The sequence below is a fragment of the Halorubrum sp. PV6 genome (genome assembly GCF_003990725.2).
GTDB lineage: Archaea > Halobacteriota > Halobacteria > Halobacteriales > Haloferacaceae > Halorubrum.
The window spans coordinates 1,445,794-1,462,785 of sequence record NZ_CP030064.1; the positions used below are offsets into that span (position 1 = coordinate 1,445,794).

The window sequence follows — 16,992 nt, forward strand, 5'->3', positions numbered from 1 at the left end:
AAAGAACGGGGGCGACTACGTCAGATATCGGGTCGTCGCCGGGTGCGCGAGCGCGTTACGACCGCTTGCCGATCTCTTCGCGCAGCACGTCGGAGACGACCTCGCCGTCCGCTTTCCCGCGGAGCGCGCCCATCGCCTCGCCCATCAGGCCCGAGAAGGCGCCCATCCCCTCGGCTTCGATCTGGTCGGCGTTGCGCTCGACGACCTCGACGACGGCGTCTCGCACTTCCGCCTCGCTGACGCCGGACAGCCCCGCCTCCTCGACGGCCTCGGCCGCCGACAGCGACGGCGTCTCGGCGAGCGTCGTCAGCACCTCGGGTACGCCCTCCTTCGCCAGGTCGCCGTCCTCGACGAGATCGAACAGGGCTAGGAACTGCTCGTCGGTCAGGTTCTCGACGGGCGCGCCCTCCCTGCGGATCTCCGTGGTCGTCGACTCCAGCGTCGAGGCCGCGAAGGTGGGGTCGACGCCGCGGTCGACCGCCGTCTCGAACAGCGGGAAGCGCTGACCGAACGCGACCTGCTTGGCGAGGCCGGCGTCGAGCCCGAACTGCTCGGTGTACCGCTCGGCCTTCTCGTCGAGGAGTTCGGGCCGCTCCACGTCGGAGGGGTCGGGCTCGACCGGCGGCACGTCCGTCTCGGGGTACATCCGCGCCGCGCCGGGGAGCGGTCGGAGGTAGCGCGTGGTCCCGTCGTCGTTCGCGCCGCGCGTCTCTTCGGGGACGCCCTCGATGGCGGTCTCGGCGCGCTCGGCGGCCGCCTCGATGGCGAGGTCGGCGGTCTCCGGATCGGCGGCCACGATGGCGACCGCGTCGTCCTCGCCGGCACCGACCGCGTCTCGGAGGGCCGCCACCTCGGCCTCGGTCACGCCGTAGGCCGGGAGTTCGTCGGTGTGGAAGATGCCGCCCGCGCCGTGGCGCTTCGCGTGGTCGGAGAACTCGGTCCCCAGTCGGCGGTCAGGCTGGATTTCGCGGCCGACGAGGCCGTCGAAGCCGAAGAGGGGGACGGCGGTGACTTTCCCGCCGGAGTCGAGCGCGCCGCGGATGACCCCCGACTCGGTGTCGGCGAAGGTGTCGGTCACGTCGGAGACGGATCCGACGCTTGCGTCGCGCTCGCGGAGTTCGTCGCGGATGTCGAGCAGTTCGGCCTGTCTGCCGACCTCGCCGCGGACGATGTCCTCGATGCCTTGGAGGTCCTGGACGCCTTTCACCTCGACGCGCGCGCCGTCGGCGATGGAGACGTTCACGTCCTGTCGGATCGTGCCGAGGCCGCGCTTGACCGCGCCCGTCGAGCGGAGCAGCATGCCGATACGCTCGGCGGCCTCGCGGGCGCCCTCCGGGCTCCGGATGTCCGGGCCCGTACCGATTTCGACGAGCGGCACGCCGAGCCGGTCGAGCGAGTAGACGACGCCCTCGTCGGTCTCTTCGACGCGTTTGGCCGACTCCTCTTCGAGCATGAGGTCCGCGATGGAGACGCGGCCCTCGCTCGTCTCGATTTCGCCCTCCTGACCGAGCAGGATGGAGCGCTGGAAGCCGGAGGTGTTCGAGCCGTCGATGACGAGCTTGCGCATGACGTGGGCCTGATCGACCACGGATAAGTCGAGCAGGTCGGCGATCTGCAGGGCGACGGCGAGGGCTTCGTCGTCGACGCGACGGGGCGGCTCGTCGTCCTCTTCGACGAGGCAGGTGGTGTCGTAGCCGAGGTAGGTGAACTCGCGGTCGACGCGGCTCTCCTCCATCGCGGCGTCGTCGAGTTCGCCGAGTTCGCTCTTCGTCGGGTGGAGCCGGCGAGTGATCGAACGGTCGGCTTCCTCGGGGTCGCGCTCGGTCGTCGGGGAGTCACAGAACAGCTTCGTCTCCGTGTCGAGCTGCTGGTGGATCTCCAGGCCGGCGACGAGCCCCAGCTCCTCGTGGTCGTACTCGGGGGTCGCGTCCGTACTCATTACGCCTCACTCCGGCGGCGCGCGACTAAAAGGGTGGCAGTTCGTCGGGGCTGCGCCGACCGCAGAACGAGCGGATCGCGGAGCCGCCGCTCGTCGCGTAGCGGTCGAAAGGAATTATGCGTGGGTGCTGTCGTAGAGACAACACCGTGCATCGTGGGGGTGTGCCCCGTGCGATGCGTGGGACCGGATTTGAACCGGCGGACCTCTACAGGACAGCGCCCTCAACGCTGCGCCGTTGGCCTGGCTTGGCTACCCACGCTCGCGGTGTTCTGTCGCGTTCCCACGTACCCTTCCCCCAATTAAAAGCCCTTCCATTCGACCGGGCCGTGTCGGGCGTTGCCACCGATCCCAACGCCCGAACAGAACGCCCCGGCCCGCCGCAACCGGCACGCGTTTGGGGATGGCGCTCGTCCATTCGCCTATGTCCGAGTGGGCCCGCGAGAACGTCCCGTTGCTGACCGCGCTGCTGTCCGTCGCCGCGCTGGCGCTCGTGTTCGGCGCCGTCGGCGGCGTCATCCCGAGCGGCATTCTGCCGCGCGCGAGCGACGGCGTCCTCAGTGCGCTTCCGCACCTCAACGCCGTCATCTCCGCGACCGCCATCGCCACCATCCTGCTGGGGTGGCGCGCGATATCGCGGGGGAACGTCCGCCGCCACCGCGCGTTCATGCTGTCGTCGTTCGCGCTGTTCGTCGCGTTCCTCGTCAGTTACCTCTACCGGCTGATCCTCGTCGGGACCGTCGAGTTCCCCGGCCCCGAGGCGGCGTACACCTACCTCTATCTGCCCTTCCTGGCGATCCACATTCTGCTCGCGATCGTCTGTATCCCGTTCGTCTTCTACGCGCTGTTGCTCGCCGCGACGCGCCCGTACGCGGAGTTGTACCACACCCGGCACGCGCAGGTCGGCCTCGTCGGCGCGGTGCTCTGGCTGATCTCCTTTACCATGGGGATCGGCGTGTACCTGATGCTGTACCACGTGTTCTGAGGGCGAGAAGATGCTGACGGAGTCGATCGCGGTCGGACGCAATCGGCGGATGCGGGCGCTACTCCTTGTTAGCGCGCTTGTGAGCCGCGTAGAACAGCGGGATCAGCAGCGCGCCGGCGAACCCGAACCCGAGCGCGAGCGCCCCGATGTCGCCGGCGCTGAGAACGCGACCGCCGGAACCGCTGCTTCCATCGCCGCCGTCGCTTCCGTCGCCGCTTCCGCCGCTTGCGCCGCTTCCGTCGCTGCTCCCGCCGCTGCCACCGCTCCCGCCCTCGCCGGGCGTCACGAGGGTATCGTCGACCGAGCCGATGGCGACGGCGCCTTTCATTCCGACCGCCTTGTGGGGCGTACAGTAGTAGTTGAACGTGTCGCCCTCCGCGGCGTCGCTGAAGGTGTACTCGAAGGTGGTCCCCTCCTCGCCGACCGGGTCGCCGCTGTTGAACGTCTCGTTGTTCTCGACGACGTTGTGGTTCCCGCCCGCGCCGGTCCACTCCCAGACGACCGTCGTTCCGGGGTCGACGAGAATGGCCGCAGGACCGAACTTGAGGCCGTTCTCGCCCGCCCCGACCTCGACCGTGACCTCGTCTTGGCCGGTGTAGTCGTGCGTGCCGTCGTAGTTGTCGACGTCGCTCAGCCAGCCGTCGTACTGGGCCGCCGCACCGCCCGCGCCGGCGGCAAGCCCGGTTGCGGCGGCGGCGCCCGCGGCGCCGGCCCGAAACAGCCCGCGGCGACTCATCGTCGTCTCGTCGGCGTCGGATGTCATACGTCCCACTCCCGTCGTGCGCGTATTTAAGTTCCCGATACGCGACGAGCGGTCGACACTCGAGGCCCGCGCGGTCAGTCGTCGGCGGGCGTCGACTCCAGGCCCGCGCTCTCGATGTCGCGGTCCGTCGTCTCGCCCTCCACGTCGAAGGGATACTCACCGGTGACACAGCCTAAACAGAGGTCCGCGCGGCTCTCGCCGAGCGCCGCGGCGACGGCGTCGATCGAGAGGTACGAAAGCGAGTCCGCGCCGATCTCCTCGCGGATCGCCTCGGTGGACCTGTCGGCCGCGATCAGTTCGTCGCGCGTCGCCATGTCGATGCCGAAGTAACAGGGCGCGACGATCTTCGGCGCGCCGATCCGGAGGTGGACCGACTCGGCGCCGGCCTCGCGGACCAGATCGACGAGTTGGGTCGAGGTGGTCCCCCGGACTATCGAGTCGTCGATGATGGTGACCGACTTCCCCTCGACAGTCGATCGGATCGGGTTGAGCTTCAGCCGGACGGCGCGCTCGCGCTCGTCCTGGGTCGGCATGATGAACGTGCGGCCGACGTAGCGGTTCTTCATCAGCCCCTCGGCGAACTCGATGCCGCCCTCACCGTCGGGACGCGGCTCGCCGGCCGCCGTCGTCTCGCCGGCCGCGTCGGCGTACCCGGAGGCGAAGGCGCGCCCGGAGTCGGGGACGGGCATCACCACGTCCGACTCGACGCCGGACTCCTCCCAGAGCTTCCGGCCGAGCTTGCGCCGGACCTCGTAGACCAGGTTCTCGTCGATCACGGAGTCCGGGCGCGCGAAGTAAACGTGTTCGAAGAAACAGTGAGCGGTCGACTCGCGCTCGACCAACTGATACGTGTCGTAACCGCTTCCGTCGGGGTCCAACACGACGAGTTCGCCGGGGCGAACGTCTCTGATTAGCTCCCCGTCGAGCGTGTCGATGGCGGCGGACTCGCTGGCGATGACGTAGCCGCCGTCGATCTTGCCGAGACACAGCGGGCGGTTCCCGAGCGGGTCGCGGACGCCCAACACGGTGTCGTCGTGGGTGATCGCAAGCGAGTAGGAGCCGTGGATCCGTCGCATGGTGTGTTTGACGGCGCGAACCAAGTCCTCCTCTAAGAGGTTGCGCGCGAGGTCGTGGGCGATGACCTCCGTGTCGCCGTCGGAGGTGAACGCGTGGCCGGCCGCCGCGAGCTCCTCTCGGACCGCGTCGGCGTTGACGAGGTTCCCGTTGTGCGAGAGACCGAGCGATCCTGATTTAAAAGAGACCGAGAACGGCTGCGCGCAGCTCTTATCGAGACTCCCGGCGGTCGGATAGCGGACGTGACCGATACCCGTCCCGCCGGACAGCGACGCCAAGTCCCCCTCGTCGAACGCGTCCCCGACGAGTCCACGCTCGACGTGGCTGTGCTGTTGGAACCCGTCGTGGGTGACGATCCCCGCGGACTCCTGTCCGCGGTGTTGGAGCGCGTACAGCGCGTAGTACAGCGGGCGTGCGGCCTCGCGGTCAGCGAGCGAAACGCCGACGACGCCGCACTTCTCTCGCGGCTCGTCAGCGGTGTGGTCCCCACCGGCGTGCATATATCCGTCGCTGGGGCGGGGGGCGGTAAAAACCCTCGTGTTCGTGGTTCAAACCACCGTTGAATATCTATTTATATACAGAAACGTGGATCGGTTTCGCGCTGCGGCCCGAGTTCACGCGCCGCCGACGTGTTCGTCGAGCCGCTCGAAATACGCCTCTCGCGGCACCTGATACGCGGCCCGGTAGTCGACCTCGCCGCCCGCGAACCGCTCCGCGACGTCGACGGCGGCGGTCGCGCCGGCCTCGCGGCTCTCGTGAGTCTCCGAGACGGCCTCGATCTCGGGCTCTAAGAAGAGGACGACGTGCCACTCGTCGGTCGCGTACTGTCCCGATCCGGGGCGGGCGTTGCGCGCGCCGTTCGTCAGGTAGATGGTCGGCAGACACGCGGACGGGAGGTCGTCGCCGCCGAAGACGTCCGGGCGGTACACGAGGATCGCCCGCCCGCTCGGCTCCTCGTTCCACACCCGCCAACCGTCCGGCAGCGCCTCGAAGCTCATGGGCCGAATCGGGGGCGGACGTATGAAAGGGTCGCGCTCCGAGCGACGATCGGTATAAAAGGCACCGCGGGCGGTGCGTGTGGTCGAGCGGTGCGTGCGATCGGGCGGTCGTCGCTCTCAGTCGACGATGTCCGAGCCGCCCGGCGGCAGGAACTCCTGGAGCTGGTCGGCACTCGCCACTTTCCGCACGAACGAGGTGTCGGCGAACCGGCTCTTCAGCTCGCGGTACACCATCATCGCGGCGTCGTTTTGCGCGTACATCCCCGGCTCCAGCGTGACGCTCGTCGCCACCCGATCGACGATGGCCGACGGGGGGCCGCCGAGCGCCCGCGTGACGGGTTCACACTGGACCCCGACGGCGACCCGGCAGGGCACGTCCTCGAAATACGTGCGGTCGCCGCGGATGACGAAACTTCCCTTCTCGATGTACTCGCCGCTCTCGGGCGTCTTCGACACCTGGTCCGGCTCGACCATGTACGCGTCGCCGGCGCCGCGCCCGTCTTTCCAATCCGAGGAGTACGAGACGGCGAACTGGGCGGCCTCCCGCAGCGTCTCCTCCGAGAAGTCGACCGGGTCGGCCGATTCCGACGGCCCGGACGCTTTTAAGATCGTCACCGGTCCGCCGTGCGCCTGCGTGTGGAAGAACCGGTCGTGTTTGCCCATGTACTTTTTCACCAGCTCCTCGTTCTGGTCGGCGTTGCGCCCGCCGATGACGAGGTACCCGGTCGAGGTTCGGAACCAGCGGAAGTGGTCGAACCAGTCGTCCGGGCTCCGGATCGGGATCGACGACCGGGAGAGCCAGTCCGTCTCGTACTCCGCTTCGTCGTCGGCGTCGGCTTCGTCGGCGTCGGCTTCCGCCTGTTCCGCGGTCCACTCGGCTTTCCGCTCTTTGACCGCTTCGAGCTCTCGGCGAGTGGCCTCGATGGCCTCCTGTGCGCCCTCCTTTTTCCCCTCGATCCGCTTCGCCTCCTGGTACAGCTGGTCGGCGTTGACCTCCACCCCCGCGCCGGCGTCAAGTTCGATCCGAGTCGGCCCGCCGTCGTCGCCCTCGCCCGTGAGCTCCACCGTCACCGTCCCGTCGCCGCCGTCGACGTCGACGACGGCCTCTGCCGCCGGGATCCCCTGTTCCGCGCCCGCATCGAGGGTCGCTGCGATGTCGTCCCACGGAACGTCGTTCTCGCGGGCGTCCTGAACGGTCGAGAGGACCTCGTCGACGAGGTCGTACTGCGCGTACAACAGTTCCGCGCGCTCGCGTTCGGCGTCGGCCTGTTCGTCGAACCCTTCGATCGCGCCCCGCTGCTGTTCGATGATCCGCTCTTGTTTGGCGATCTCCTCTTCGAAGTCGGGCCGCGAAGCGCCGGCGTCAGCCGGCGCCTCGCCCGACTCGCTCTCCTCGCGTTCGAGCCGATAGAAGTACTCGTCGACGGCGGCGGTAAACGAGTCGAAGCCGACGCTCGGGAGGCCCTCGTGTTCCGAGAGCGGGAAGGGCGTAACGTCAACGACGCGGGCGTCGGCGTCGCCGTCGTCGCGTTCCCCGTCGCCGTCGACGCGCTCCTCGTACACGCGCGGGTCGAGGTCGCCGGAGCGGAGACGCTCGCCGACGCGCTCTAACGCCTCGTGGAGCGCGCGGAACTGGTCGTCGGTCGCCTCGTCGATCGGCGTCTCCTTCTCGACGCCGGCGCGGGTACACACCTCCTCGGCGTAGAGCCCGCCGAGGTTGAGCTGCGTGGCGAGCGTTCGCACCACGTCGCTGTCCGAGTCGCGCATGTGCCGTGTGAACCCGCCGAGACTCACGTCGAGCGGGTTGAGCCGGGAGGCCGGGTACTCGTACTGTGCGCCGGGAGCGACCGTCCGGGATTTGAGCCGAACCGTCGACAGCGACCCGACGACCTCGCCCGTCTCGTCGAGCGCGGCGACGTTCCCCTGTCCGAACAGCTCGGCGACGAGGGTCGTGTTCTCGTCGTCGCGCTCGAACTCGAAGGTGAGGATCCGGTCGAACTCGTACTGCTCGACGCCGGCGAAGTCGGCCCCGGAGAGCCGGTTTCTGAGCATCTTCGCGAAGTTCGGCGGCCGGCCCGGCGCGTCCGCGACGTGATCCGGGTCGGCGACGTGAGCGCGCTTGATATCGCCCACCTCGATCAGCAACTCGACGCGCCCGCGGTCGAAGTCGCGGAGCTTCAGCCGGAGCAGGTCGTCGTCGTAGAGGTACGCCTTGTCGACCTTCGCGCCCGAGTACCGGTTCAACTCGGTGACGAGCGCGGCGAGGTCGATGCTCGACAGCTCCCGCTTCTGGTCCATGTACGAACAAGACAGTCGGCCCGGAAAAAGGGGTGTCGTTCGAGGTGCCGGACGAAGTGGCGCGCGTGCGGCAGTCGAGACGGGGTGAGGGCTGCTCGCAGGCGTCTCGGCTCAGCGGTTGATTCGGCGAGCGAAGGTGAATCGCGACGCACTCAGAGCCGCTTCGAGACGTACGGGCCGTCTTGGTGGTAGCCGAGCTTGGTCCGGTAGTACTCTCGCGCCCCGATTCCGGAGATGATCGCGAGTTTGCGGTAGCCGGCCTCGCGGGCGGTCTCCTCGGCGCGTTCGAGGAGCTTTCGGCCGTACCCCTGATGCTGCCAGTCGCCGTCGCCGCCGATGGCGACTTCGCTGCCGTACACGTGGAGTTCGCGGAGCAGCGCGGCGTCTTCCAGTTCGGGGCGGATCGCGTCGGTTTCGGTGCCGGGTGCGCCGGGCTGGCCGGGCGCGAAGGAGGGGAACCGCAGGCGACAGAACCCGACGAGGAGGTCCCGAACGGGGTCTTCGAAGGAGATGAAGTGTTCCGTCCCGCCGCCGGCCTCGTAGGTCATGACGTCGAGTTCCACGTCGTCGGGCTCCGGGTCGGCGTCGTTGTGACCGACCTCGCGGGCGCGGATGTCCCGCTGGGTGATCCCCTTCTCCTCGGCGCGCTGGTCGGCGAGCTGCCGGAGGTTCGACTTCCAGACGCCGCCCTCGATGAAGTCGGCCGGAATGTCGCGCTGGACGCGCTGGAGCCGGGTGTACTTCGGAATCTGGTCCATCGCCTCGGCGACGACGTCTGCAGCCTCCTCGTTCGAGAGCGGTTCGAACTCCTCGCGGCGCCAGCGGTCGTACACCCGCGTCCCCTCGACGACGAGCGTCGGGTAGATCTTCAGGTAGTCCGGCCGCCAGTCGGAGTTCTCGAAGATCTGTCGGAAATCCTCGATACACATCTCCTTCGTCATCCCCGGCTGACCGGGCATCATGTGGAAGCCGACTTTGAACGCGGCGTCGCGGAGGCGGCGGTTGGCGTTGCGCGAGGCCTCGTTGCCGTGGCCGCGATGCATCTCGCGGTTGATCCGCTCGTAGGTGGTCTGGACGCCGACCTCGACTTTGGTCCCCCCGAGATCGAGCATTCGGTCGATCTGTTCGGGGTCACACCAGTCGGGTTTCGTCTCGAACGTCGTCCCGATGTTGCGGATCTCGTTGGTCTCGTTTCTCGCGATCACGTCTTCGAGGTACTCGAAGGAGGTCTCTTCGGGGGCGGGCGCGAACGACTCGCCTTCGGCCGGCTCGGGCTCTTTGTCGAGATCATAGTCGTTCATCGCCTGCAGGGCGCGCTTGACGAACCACTCTTGATAGTCGTGCGAGCGAGCGGTCATCGTCCCGCCCATCAGGATGAGTTCGACCTTATCGACCGGGTGGCCGATCTTCCGGAGCTGTTCGAGTCGGAGCGTGACCTGCCCGTACGGGTCGTAGTCGTTCTGCTCGCCGCGGGCCGCGGCGGGCTCGTGGCCCGTGTACGACTGCGCCGAGGAGAACTCCGAGGCCGGCCCGCCCGGACAGTAGAGGCATTTCCCGTGCGGACACAGCTTCGGGGAGGTCATGATCGCGACCGGAGAGACGCCGGACGCGGTTCGGACCGGCTTCCGCTGGACGACTTCGATCACGTCGTCGCGGGCCTCTTGCGGGGCGTGATCGAGGATTTCGGTGTTCTTCGGCACCTTCGGCGAAGAGAACTCGGAACAGGCGTCGAGTTTGGCGGATTCCAACTCGTCGCGACCGATCTCCCCGTCGAGAATCCGGTCGACGAGGTGTTCGCAGGCCCGGACGAACGCCTCGGGTTCGCCGTCGTCGCCGTCGCTTCCGGCGTCCCCCTCGGTCGCCGCGTCAGTACTCATTACCCTCCGATCGACGGGTTTCGGAGTTAAGCGTGTCGCACCGGTACCCGACCGACGGTTTCGGTGACGGGTGGTGTCGTGTTTCGGCGGCGGGTGGTGTCGCTGCTCACCGGAGCGCGCTCGCACCGAACCCGCCCGCTTTAGGTCGGTCGCTTCCTACCGCCGGCCGTGCTCCGGAAGGACCTCCTGCGCGTCTCTCGGGCCGGCGGCGGCTACCGGCCGCAGTTCACCACCCGAGACCACCGCCCGCTCGCGGCGACGGTCTTAGAGACCGTCGAGTCGCACGTCGGCGAGCGGCGCGGCGATGTCGACGACGCGCTGGAGGCGTTAGAGAGCGACGCGGCCGCTCGGAACGGCGACTTCAAGCTCGTCCGGGGGCTCGCCGCGCTCGTCGAACGCGAGTGCGTCTTCGAGACGCGCGCGCCGGTCCCCCCGCGCCGGGTCCGACGAGCCGTGTTCGAGGCCGCGGAAGCGGTCGGCGTCGCGACCGAGACGGAACGCGAGATGGCGATTGCGAGCGCCGCCGACGGCCTCGGGATCACGCCCGACGCCGTCGAGCGCTCGCTGTACGCCGACCGCGAGCAGAACGAGGTGCTGGTCGACGCCGACGTGCGGTGGGGCCCGGACGCCTTGCTCGAACAGTACGACCTGTCGTTAGCCCAGACCGCACTCTTCGACGCCACCGAGGTCCGGGTGCGCTCGAACGACCCCAAGCGGCTCGTCTCGGCGGTCAAGCGGCTCCGACTCATGTACGAGGTGGAGACGACGCCGGAGGGGCGCGAACTCGTCGTCACCGGCCCCGACGCGCTGTTCTCCCGCACTCGTCGCTACGGGAGCGCCTTCGCGCGGCTGCTCCGGACCGTCGCGGGGTCGGCGGACTGGGAGCTGACAGCGACGATCGACGACCGTGGTCGCGAGCGCACCATGCGCCTCTCCGACGGCGACGTGACCGTGCCGGGCGTCGAGCCGGTCGTGGAGCCGGCGTTCGACAGCGGGGTCGAGGCCGACTTCGCCGGGCGGTTCCGCGGCCTCGATCTCGACTGGACGCTGGTCCGGGAGCCGGAGCCGCTCGAAACCGGAGCGCGGGTGATGATCCCCGACTTCGCGTTCGACTACGACCACGCCGACTTTCGGCTCTTCTTCGAGGTGATGGGGTTTTGGACCCCCGAGTACGTCGAGAAGAAACTCGATCAACTCGCGGACGTGGAGGACGTGGACCTGCTCGTCGCCGTCGACGAGAGCCTCGGCGTCGGCGAGGAAATCGTCGCCCGCGACCACCGAGTCGTGTCCTACTCCGGCACGGTTCGGGTAAAAGACGTCGTCGACGTGCTTCGCGAGTACGAGGCAGAGTTCGTCGCCGAGGCGGCCGCGGCGCTGCCCGACGCCTTCGAGCCGGACGACGACGTGATCACCGTCGGTGAGCTGGCGGACCGACACGGCGTGAGCGAGTCGGCGGTCGAAGACGGCCCGTTTCCGGATCACGAGCGCGTGGGCCGGACGCTCGTTCGGCCGGCGGTGCTCGACCGCATCGCCGACGAGATAACCGACGGCGTGGAATTGTCGGCGGTCGAGGCGGCCTTAGAGTCGTACGACATCGACGACACGAGCGCGCTCCTCTCGGTTCTCGGCTATCGCGTCGAGTGGGAGGGGCTCGGTGGCGGCACCGTCAGACGGAAGGAGTAGTGCGGTGGGTGCGGATTACCCACCGGCGAGAACGGCAGCATATTTATATATTATGATAGAGGAGTTATCTTCTTGGAGGCAACACATGGTAACTAACATTCAAACGCAGTTGCTCGGTAGAGACATATCGTTCCCGGTCGAGGAGTCGCGATTCGCGTACTGGCTCGTCGTGATGCGACTGATCGTCGGGTGGTGGTTCCTGCACGCGGGGCTCGATAAATTCCTCGCGTGGCCGTTCGACGCGGGGTGGTTCGTCGGCGGCGCGGCGGCCCAGACGAGCCTCGGCCCCGTCGTGACCCTGTTCGCGGACGGGATCCTGTTATCGTTTACCAACATCATGGTCCCGCTGGGACAGACCCTGATCGGGCTCGGCCTGATCGTCGGCGCGCTGACGCGGCTCGCCGCGTTCTTCGGCGCGTTCCTGATGACGTTCTTCTACTTCATCAACGGCGAGACGGGCGGGTGGGCACACGGCGTGATCACCGGCGACCTACTCGGGCTGCTGATCTTCGCGATGATCGCGACGCTCGGCGCCGGCCGCGTCCTCGGCGTGGACGCCTACCTCGCGAAGACGGCGTTCGTCCGAAATCATCCGCGGCTGCGGTACTTCATCGGCTAACAAGGTGACAACAGATGAGCGAACTCACAACAATGGAACGGATTGGATTGTACGGCGGCGCCGTGTTCCTGCTGCTGGGCACGGTTGGGATGGGGCTGTTAGAGATGGCGCTCGGAGCCCCCCACCCGGTGTCGGGAGAGGGACAGATCGTCCACGAGACGCTGTTCAGTCTGAGCATTCGGTCGTATACGATCCTGCTCGGGCTGATCCTGCTGGCGGCGTACGGGATCAGTAACCTCGCGACCAAGCCGCCACAGGACCCGTCGATCTAGGGTCCCGTCTCACCCACAGCCAACTCTATCGGGACACCCACCGATAGACGACGCTCGTGAACAGTATTTTGCGTCGCAGCCCCGCTCACTCGACGACCGGCAGGTCCGCCCGGCTCCCCTTCGGAACCACGGAGCGCAGTTCGTCGTAGAGGTACAGACCGACGCCGATCGGCGCCGACTCGCCCGCGACCTCGTGGGCCGCGATGAGGTAGCCCCAGTCGCCGTCCCACTCGGGAAGGTCCTGATCCTCGCCGGCCACGAACCGAGCGGCCTGCTCGGGGTCGAGGTCGACGACGTTTTTCGTCGCGCGCGCGCCGAAACGCGTGACCGCCCGGCTGGTCGGCTTCCAGTGGTCCTGTCGCGTCCGCAGGAAGGTCATGCCGATGGCTTCCACCGCACTGGGGTCGGTCGCCTCCCCGTTGAAGATCCACACCTTGCCCGCCCCCTTCTCCCAGAAGGTGTACGTCTCGAAGACGCTCGGCTCGATGCCGAACCGCTCGTCCCACCAGTCTAAGACCTCCTTGCGGCTCGCGCGGCCCTCCACGTCGCGGTCCGCGGGCGTCTCCGGGAGCCGGTCGAACTGCTGGCCGTCGTTGGTGGGGGCGTCGGGAGAGCCCGCGGGCTCAGTCTCGTCGTCGCTCACGCGCCCACCTCCGTGCCGCCGACGCGCAGTTTCGCACAGAAGAATCCGCCGGTGTCGTTGTGGTGTGGGTACACGCGGTGTGCGCGCGTCACCGACTCGTCGTACGTCTCCTCTTCCCACTCCGTCACGCCGGGAACCGTCTCGACCGGGAGGTCGAACTCAACGAGTTCGCAGTCTTCGGCCGCGAGGACGTGATCGAGGACGGCCTCGTTTTCCTCGGGCGCGAACGTGCAGGTGGAGTAGACGACAGTTCCGCCGGGGCGGGTCGCCTGCACGGCGCGGGCTAAGATTCCCTTTTGAATCCCGGCGACGCCGTGGACGTGGTCGAGCGTCCACTGGTCGACCACGTCCGGGTTCTTCCGGCAGGTCCCCTCACAGGAACACGGGGCGTCGACCAAGGCCCGGTCGAACTCATCGAACGCGAGCGGCTTCGTCGAGAAGTTGCGCGCGTCCTGGTTCGTGACGATGGTGTTCGTGATCCCCAGTCGCTCGGCGTTGTGCCGGAGCGCGGAGAGCCGCCCGAGGTTGTTGTCGTTCGCGACGACCGTCCCCCGGTCGTCCATCGCGTCGGCGATCTGGGTGGTCTTGCTGCCGGGCGCCGCGCAGGCGTCCCAGACGCGGTCGCCCGGTTGCGGGTCGAGCGCGAGACCGGGGAGCACGGACACCTCCTCCTGGCCGTGCGTCCAGCCGTGGACGTACGGCCAGTTGCCGCCGGGGTTCCCGTCCGGAAGCCGAAACAGCCCGTCGTGCCAGTCGACCGGCTCGTACGCCACGCCCTCCTCGTCGAACGCGTCGCGGACGCGGGCGGGCGAGGCCGCCATCTCGTTCACGCGGACGACCGACGGCAGGGGTCGGTCACAGGCCGCGCGGAACGCCGCCGCGTCGTCGACGAGCGGCTCGTACCGCGCTAACGGATTCATGGCCGTCCTTTCGCGTCGGCCCGTTAGTCGGTTTCGGGACGTGCCCGCCCTACCTTTAGGTCACTGGCCGGAGTTGGCCGGGGTATGGCGAGTATCTCAGTGCTTGAAGACGGGGTGTCGCTGGACGCGCCGACGCTGGTCGAAGGGTTCCCCGGCATCGGGTTGGTCGGGAAGATCGCCACGGACAACCTGATCGAAGCCCACGACATGGTCCACTACGCCAACGTTCACTGCAGCGCGCTTCCGCGGGTGGCCGTCTACCACGAGGCGGACCCGTCGCTGACGACGCCGGTCCGGCTGTACGCCGACGCCGACCGCGATCTCGTCGCGCTCCGCAGCGACGTGCCGGTGAATCCAGACGCCGCGACCCAGGTCGCCGGCTGCCTCGACACGTGGTTCGCGGAACACGACGTGTTGCCCGTGTTCCTCTCCGGGCTCGGCCGCGAGAAGGGCGAGGAACCACCCGCCCTCTACGGCATCGCGACGGGAGACGGCGGTGAGGCCCTCGCTCGCGCCGACATCGACCGACCGACCGAGCCGGGGCTCGTCTCCGGGCCGACGGGTGCGATGCTCGCGGAGTCGTTAGAGCGTGGCCGCGACGCGGTCGGGCTCGTCGTCGAGTCGGACCCGAGGTTCCCGGACCCGGAGGCGGCGCGGACGCTCCTCGTCCAGGGGATCGACCCGATAGCGGGGATAGAGACGCCGACCGACGAACTCGTCACCAAGGCGACCGAAATCCGGAACGCAAAGCAGGCGTTCGCAAAGCAGATGCAGGAGGCGACACAGGAGAGCTCGCAGGCGGAACCGCTGAAGATGTTCCAGTAGTCGCACCCGCCGGCGACCGCTCAGTTCGTTTCTTCCAGTTCGTCGAGGATCGGGCGGTACTTGAGCTGCACCTCGTCCCACTCGCGGTCGGGCTCGGAGTCGGCGACGAGGCCGACGCCGGCGAAGAGCGTCGCGCGGCGCGAGGTCGCCACCGCGGACCGGATCGCGACCGCGAACGCCCCGTTGCCGGCGGCGTCGATCCAGCCGACCGGGGCCGCGTACCAGCCGCGGTCGAACGGCTCCGTGTCGTGGATCGTTTCGAGCGCGCGGTCCGGCGGGAGCCCGCCGACCGCGGGGGTCGGGTGGAGCGCCTCGACGAGGTCGAGGACGTGACGGTCCGCGTTGAGTTCGGCGGTGATCGGCGTGTGAAGGTGTTGTACCGTGGCGAGCCGGCGGACCCGGCGCTCGCCGGCGGCGATCGAGGCCGCAAACGGCTCGAGCTGTTCGCGAACCGTGTCGGCGACGAGCTCGTGTTCGTGGACGTTCTTCGGGTCGGCGAGCAGTTCCTCTGCGAGCCACTCGTCTTCGGTCGGCGTCTCGCCTCGGCCGGTCGTCCCCGCGAGCGCGTCGGTCTCGACGGTCCGCCCGCGGAGCGCGACCAGTCGCTCCGGCGTCGCGCCGAAGAAGGCGCTCCCGCCGGCGTCGGGCTCGAAGTAGTATCGGTGACAGTCCGGGTACTTCACCGCGAGTCGGTCGAGCGTCGCCGCCCGCGGGAACGGCGCGTCGAGGTCCACTTCGAGCGCCTGCGCGAGGACGACTTTCCGAAGGTCGCCGCCACGGATGCGGTCGACCGCGGCCTCGACGCTCTCGCGCCACGCCTCGCGGCTCGTCGTCCGGCGAGTGGCGCCGATTCCCGGCCGCGGAGGGCGGTCGCCCGTCGCCGCAAGTCCCGAGATCCGGTCGCGCTCGGCGGCGAGTCGCTCCTCAACCGCGTCCGGGTCGGCGTCGTCGCCGACCGCGTTCACCGTGAGCCAGGTGCCGTTGTCTGCAAAAGTGACTTGCACGCGCGGGAGGACGAACCGCGCTTCCGGGAACGGTCCCCACGGATCGCCGTCGCACCCGCCCTCGTGGAAGGCGAAACCGCCGAACAGGCGCGGGCGGGCGGCCTCGGTCCCGGCGTGGACGTCGCCGGAGTGGAACAAGTCGTCCACGCCGGATCTGACCGCCGCGAACCGGTCCGGACCGCTGGCGGTGACGGTCGCGGCCGCGCCGCTGCCGAGGACGAGCGCGTCGTCGGGGGCGTTCCACGTCGTTCGCGGGGCGGCGAGCGCGTCGAACGCGGCCGCGAAGCCGGGCGCGTCGATCTGGGCCGTGCGGCTGACGAGGGTCGACGCCGGGGACGAACGCGCCCGTTCCATTACAGATAGATCGGGTGCGAGGAACCTTTATCTTGACTATCCCGCGTATCGGCGGCGCTCGTCGCCGAGCCTAACTGTACCGCTCCTCGTTCCACGGGTTCGCGGTGTCGCTGTAGCCGCGCTGCTCCCAGTAGCCCAACTCCTTTTCGGTGAGAAACTCGACGCCGGACACCCACTTTGCGCCTTTATAAGCGTACTTGTGCGGCGTGACGACGCGGATCGGACCGCCGTGGTCTGCGGGGAGGTCCCCGTCGTCGAAGCCGTACGCGAAGAGGACGCCCTCGCGGGTGCACTCCGAGAGCGAGAGGTTCGTCGTGTAGCCGTCGAGCGCGTGAAACATGACGTGATCGGCCTCGTCTCGCACGCCCGCGCGCTCGACGAGTTCGCCGAACTCGACGCCGGTGAACGTGCAGTCGAACTTGCTCCATCCGGTGACGCAGTGAAAGTCCTGCCGCTGCGTGACGGACGGAAGCTCTCGGAACTCGGCAAGCGAATAGTCGAGCGCGTTTTCGACCGCACCCCACACCTCGAACGCGAACGTCTCCGGGTCCCACGACGGCGTCCCGCTCTTCGAGAGGACGGGGAAGCGGTCCGTCTCGCGCTGTCCCGGCGGGAGCCGGTCGGTGCCGTACTCTCGGTAGAGCCCCGTGAGGTCCTCGACGGTGTCCGTGCCAGCGGCGGTGTCGGCGCCGGAATCGGTCATGCCACCGCTTCGGGCCGGCGTCACGTATCAATGTCGCT

Annotated in this window: 15 protein-coding genes and 1 tRNA gene; 5 read left to right on the forward strand and 11 right to left on the reverse strand. The window is 68.4% G+C overall.

Features of this window, described 5'->3' with window-relative positions:
* Nucleotides 1-55 precede the first annotated feature (55 nt).
* Together gatE and DOS48_RS21030 are read right to left on the reverse strand one after the other, a co-directional pair.
* Nucleotides 56-1,939 carry a Glu-tRNA(Gln) amidotransferase subunit GatE gene (gatE, locus tag DOS48_RS21025; RefSeq protein WP_127117604.1) on the reverse strand — a complete coding sequence of 628 codons (1,884 nt, stop codon included), beginning with the start codon at nt 1,937-1,939 and terminating at the stop codon, nt 56-58.
* Between the two features lie 174 nt (nt 1,940-2,113).
* A tRNA-Leu gene (locus DOS48_RS21030) sits at nt 2,114-2,198 on the reverse strand.
* Nucleotides 2,199-2,360: 162 nt separating this feature from the next.
* On the opposite strand from DOS48_RS21030, the gene DOS48_RS21035 reads away from it, so the two are divergent.
* Nucleotides 2,361-2,921: a DUF420 domain-containing protein gene (locus tag DOS48_RS21035; RefSeq protein WP_127117605.1), complete on the forward strand. Its 561-nt coding sequence runs from the start codon at nt 2,361-2,363 to the stop codon at nt 2,919-2,921.
* 58 nt (nt 2,922-2,979) lie between these two features.
* On the opposite strand, the gene DOS48_RS21040 is transcribed toward DOS48_RS21035, so the two are convergent.
* The 5 genes from DOS48_RS21040 to DOS48_RS21060 all read right to left on the reverse strand — a co-directional run bounded on the left by DOS48_RS21040 (nt 2,980) and on the right by DOS48_RS21060 (nt 9,931).
* Nucleotides 2,980-3,684 (reverse strand): halocyanin domain-containing protein, encoded by a 705-nt coding sequence (locus DOS48_RS21040; RefSeq protein WP_127117606.1) that lies wholly within the window; start codon nt 3,682-3,684, stop codon nt 2,980-2,982.
* Between the two features lie 74 nt (nt 3,685-3,758).
* On the reverse strand, nt 3,759-5,258 hold the full coding sequence (gene purF, locus DOS48_RS21045; protein ID WP_127117607.1) for an amidophosphoribosyltransferase: 1,500 nt from the start codon (nt 5,256-5,258) through the stop codon (nt 3,759-3,761).
* Between the two features lie 114 nt (nt 5,259-5,372).
* A complete protein-coding gene (locus tag DOS48_RS21050; RefSeq protein ID WP_127117608.1) occupies nt 5,373-5,756 on the reverse strand; it encodes a DUF5820 family protein in 384 nt (127 codons plus the stop codon).
* A 117-nt stretch (nt 5,757-5,873) separates the two neighbouring features.
* The gene (gene rqcH, locus DOS48_RS21055; RefSeq protein ID WP_127117609.1) at nt 5,874-8,054 is read right to left on the reverse strand and encodes a ribosome rescue protein RqcH; all 2,181 of its coding nucleotides are present in this window, start codon (nt 8,052-8,054) and stop codon (nt 5,874-5,876) included.
* Between the two features lie 152 nt (nt 8,055-8,206).
* On the reverse strand, nt 8,207-9,931 hold the full coding sequence (locus DOS48_RS21060) for a tRNA uridine(34) 5-carboxymethylaminomethyl modification radical SAM/GNAT enzyme Elp3 (protein WP_127117610.1): 1,725 nt from the start codon (nt 9,929-9,931) through the stop codon (nt 8,207-8,209).
* Nucleotides 9,932-10,099: 168 nt separating this feature from the next.
* On the opposite strand from DOS48_RS21060, the gene DOS48_RS21065 reads away from it, so the two are divergent.
* The 3 genes from DOS48_RS21065 (at nt 10,100) to DOS48_RS21075 (ending at nt 12,505) form a co-directional block, all read left to right on the forward strand.
* Complete coding sequence (locus DOS48_RS21065; RefSeq protein WP_127117611.1) at nt 10,100-11,614, forward strand: DUF790 family protein; 1,515 nt, start codon at nt 10,100-10,102, stop codon at nt 11,612-11,614.
* An 85-nt stretch (nt 11,615-11,699) separates the two neighbouring features.
* Nucleotides 11,700-12,233 (forward strand): DoxX family protein, encoded by a 534-nt coding sequence (locus DOS48_RS21070; protein ID WP_127117612.1) that lies wholly within the window; start codon nt 11,700-11,702, stop codon nt 12,231-12,233.
* A gap of 14 nt (nt 12,234-12,247) precedes the next feature.
* Nucleotides 12,248-12,505 carry a hypothetical protein gene (locus DOS48_RS21075; protein WP_226929110.1) on the forward strand — a complete coding sequence of 86 codons (258 nt, stop codon included), beginning with the start codon at nt 12,248-12,250 and terminating at the stop codon, nt 12,503-12,505.
* Between the two features lie 85 nt (nt 12,506-12,590).
* On the opposite strand, the gene DOS48_RS21080 is transcribed toward DOS48_RS21075, so the two are convergent.
* Both DOS48_RS21080 and DOS48_RS21085 read right to left on the reverse strand, forming a co-directional pair.
* Nucleotides 12,591-13,148 (reverse strand): hypothetical protein, encoded by a 558-nt coding sequence (locus DOS48_RS21080; protein ID WP_127117613.1) that lies wholly within the window; start codon nt 13,146-13,148, stop codon nt 12,591-12,593.
* Complete coding sequence (locus DOS48_RS21085) at nt 13,145-14,068, reverse strand: RsmB/NOP family class I SAM-dependent RNA methyltransferase (RefSeq protein ID WP_127117614.1); 924 nt, start codon at nt 14,066-14,068, stop codon at nt 13,145-13,147. Before DOS48_RS21085 ends, DOS48_RS21080 begins: the two co-directional genes overlap by 4 nt.
* Nucleotides 14,069-14,152: 84 nt before the next feature.
* On the opposite strand from DOS48_RS21085, the gene DOS48_RS21090 reads away from it, so the two are divergent.
* Nucleotides 14,153-14,893: a proteasome assembly chaperone family protein gene (locus DOS48_RS21090; protein ID WP_127117615.1), complete on the forward strand. Its 741-nt coding sequence runs from the start codon at nt 14,153-14,155 to the stop codon at nt 14,891-14,893.
* Nucleotides 14,894-14,913: 20 nt separating this feature from the next.
* On the opposite strand, the gene DOS48_RS21095 is transcribed toward DOS48_RS21090, so the two are convergent.
* The gene (locus DOS48_RS21095) at nt 14,914-16,251 is read right to left on the reverse strand and encodes an isochorismate synthase MenF (protein ID WP_127117616.1); all 1,338 of its coding nucleotides are present in this window, start codon (nt 16,249-16,251) and stop codon (nt 14,914-14,916) included.
* A 70-nt stretch (nt 16,252-16,321) separates the two neighbouring features.
* Nucleotides 16,322-16,954, reverse strand: a complete 633-nt coding sequence (locus DOS48_RS21100; RefSeq protein ID WP_127117617.1) for a sulfite oxidase-like oxidoreductase — start codon at nt 16,952-16,954, stop codon at nt 16,322-16,324.
* Nucleotides 16,955-16,992 lie beyond the last annotated feature (38 nt).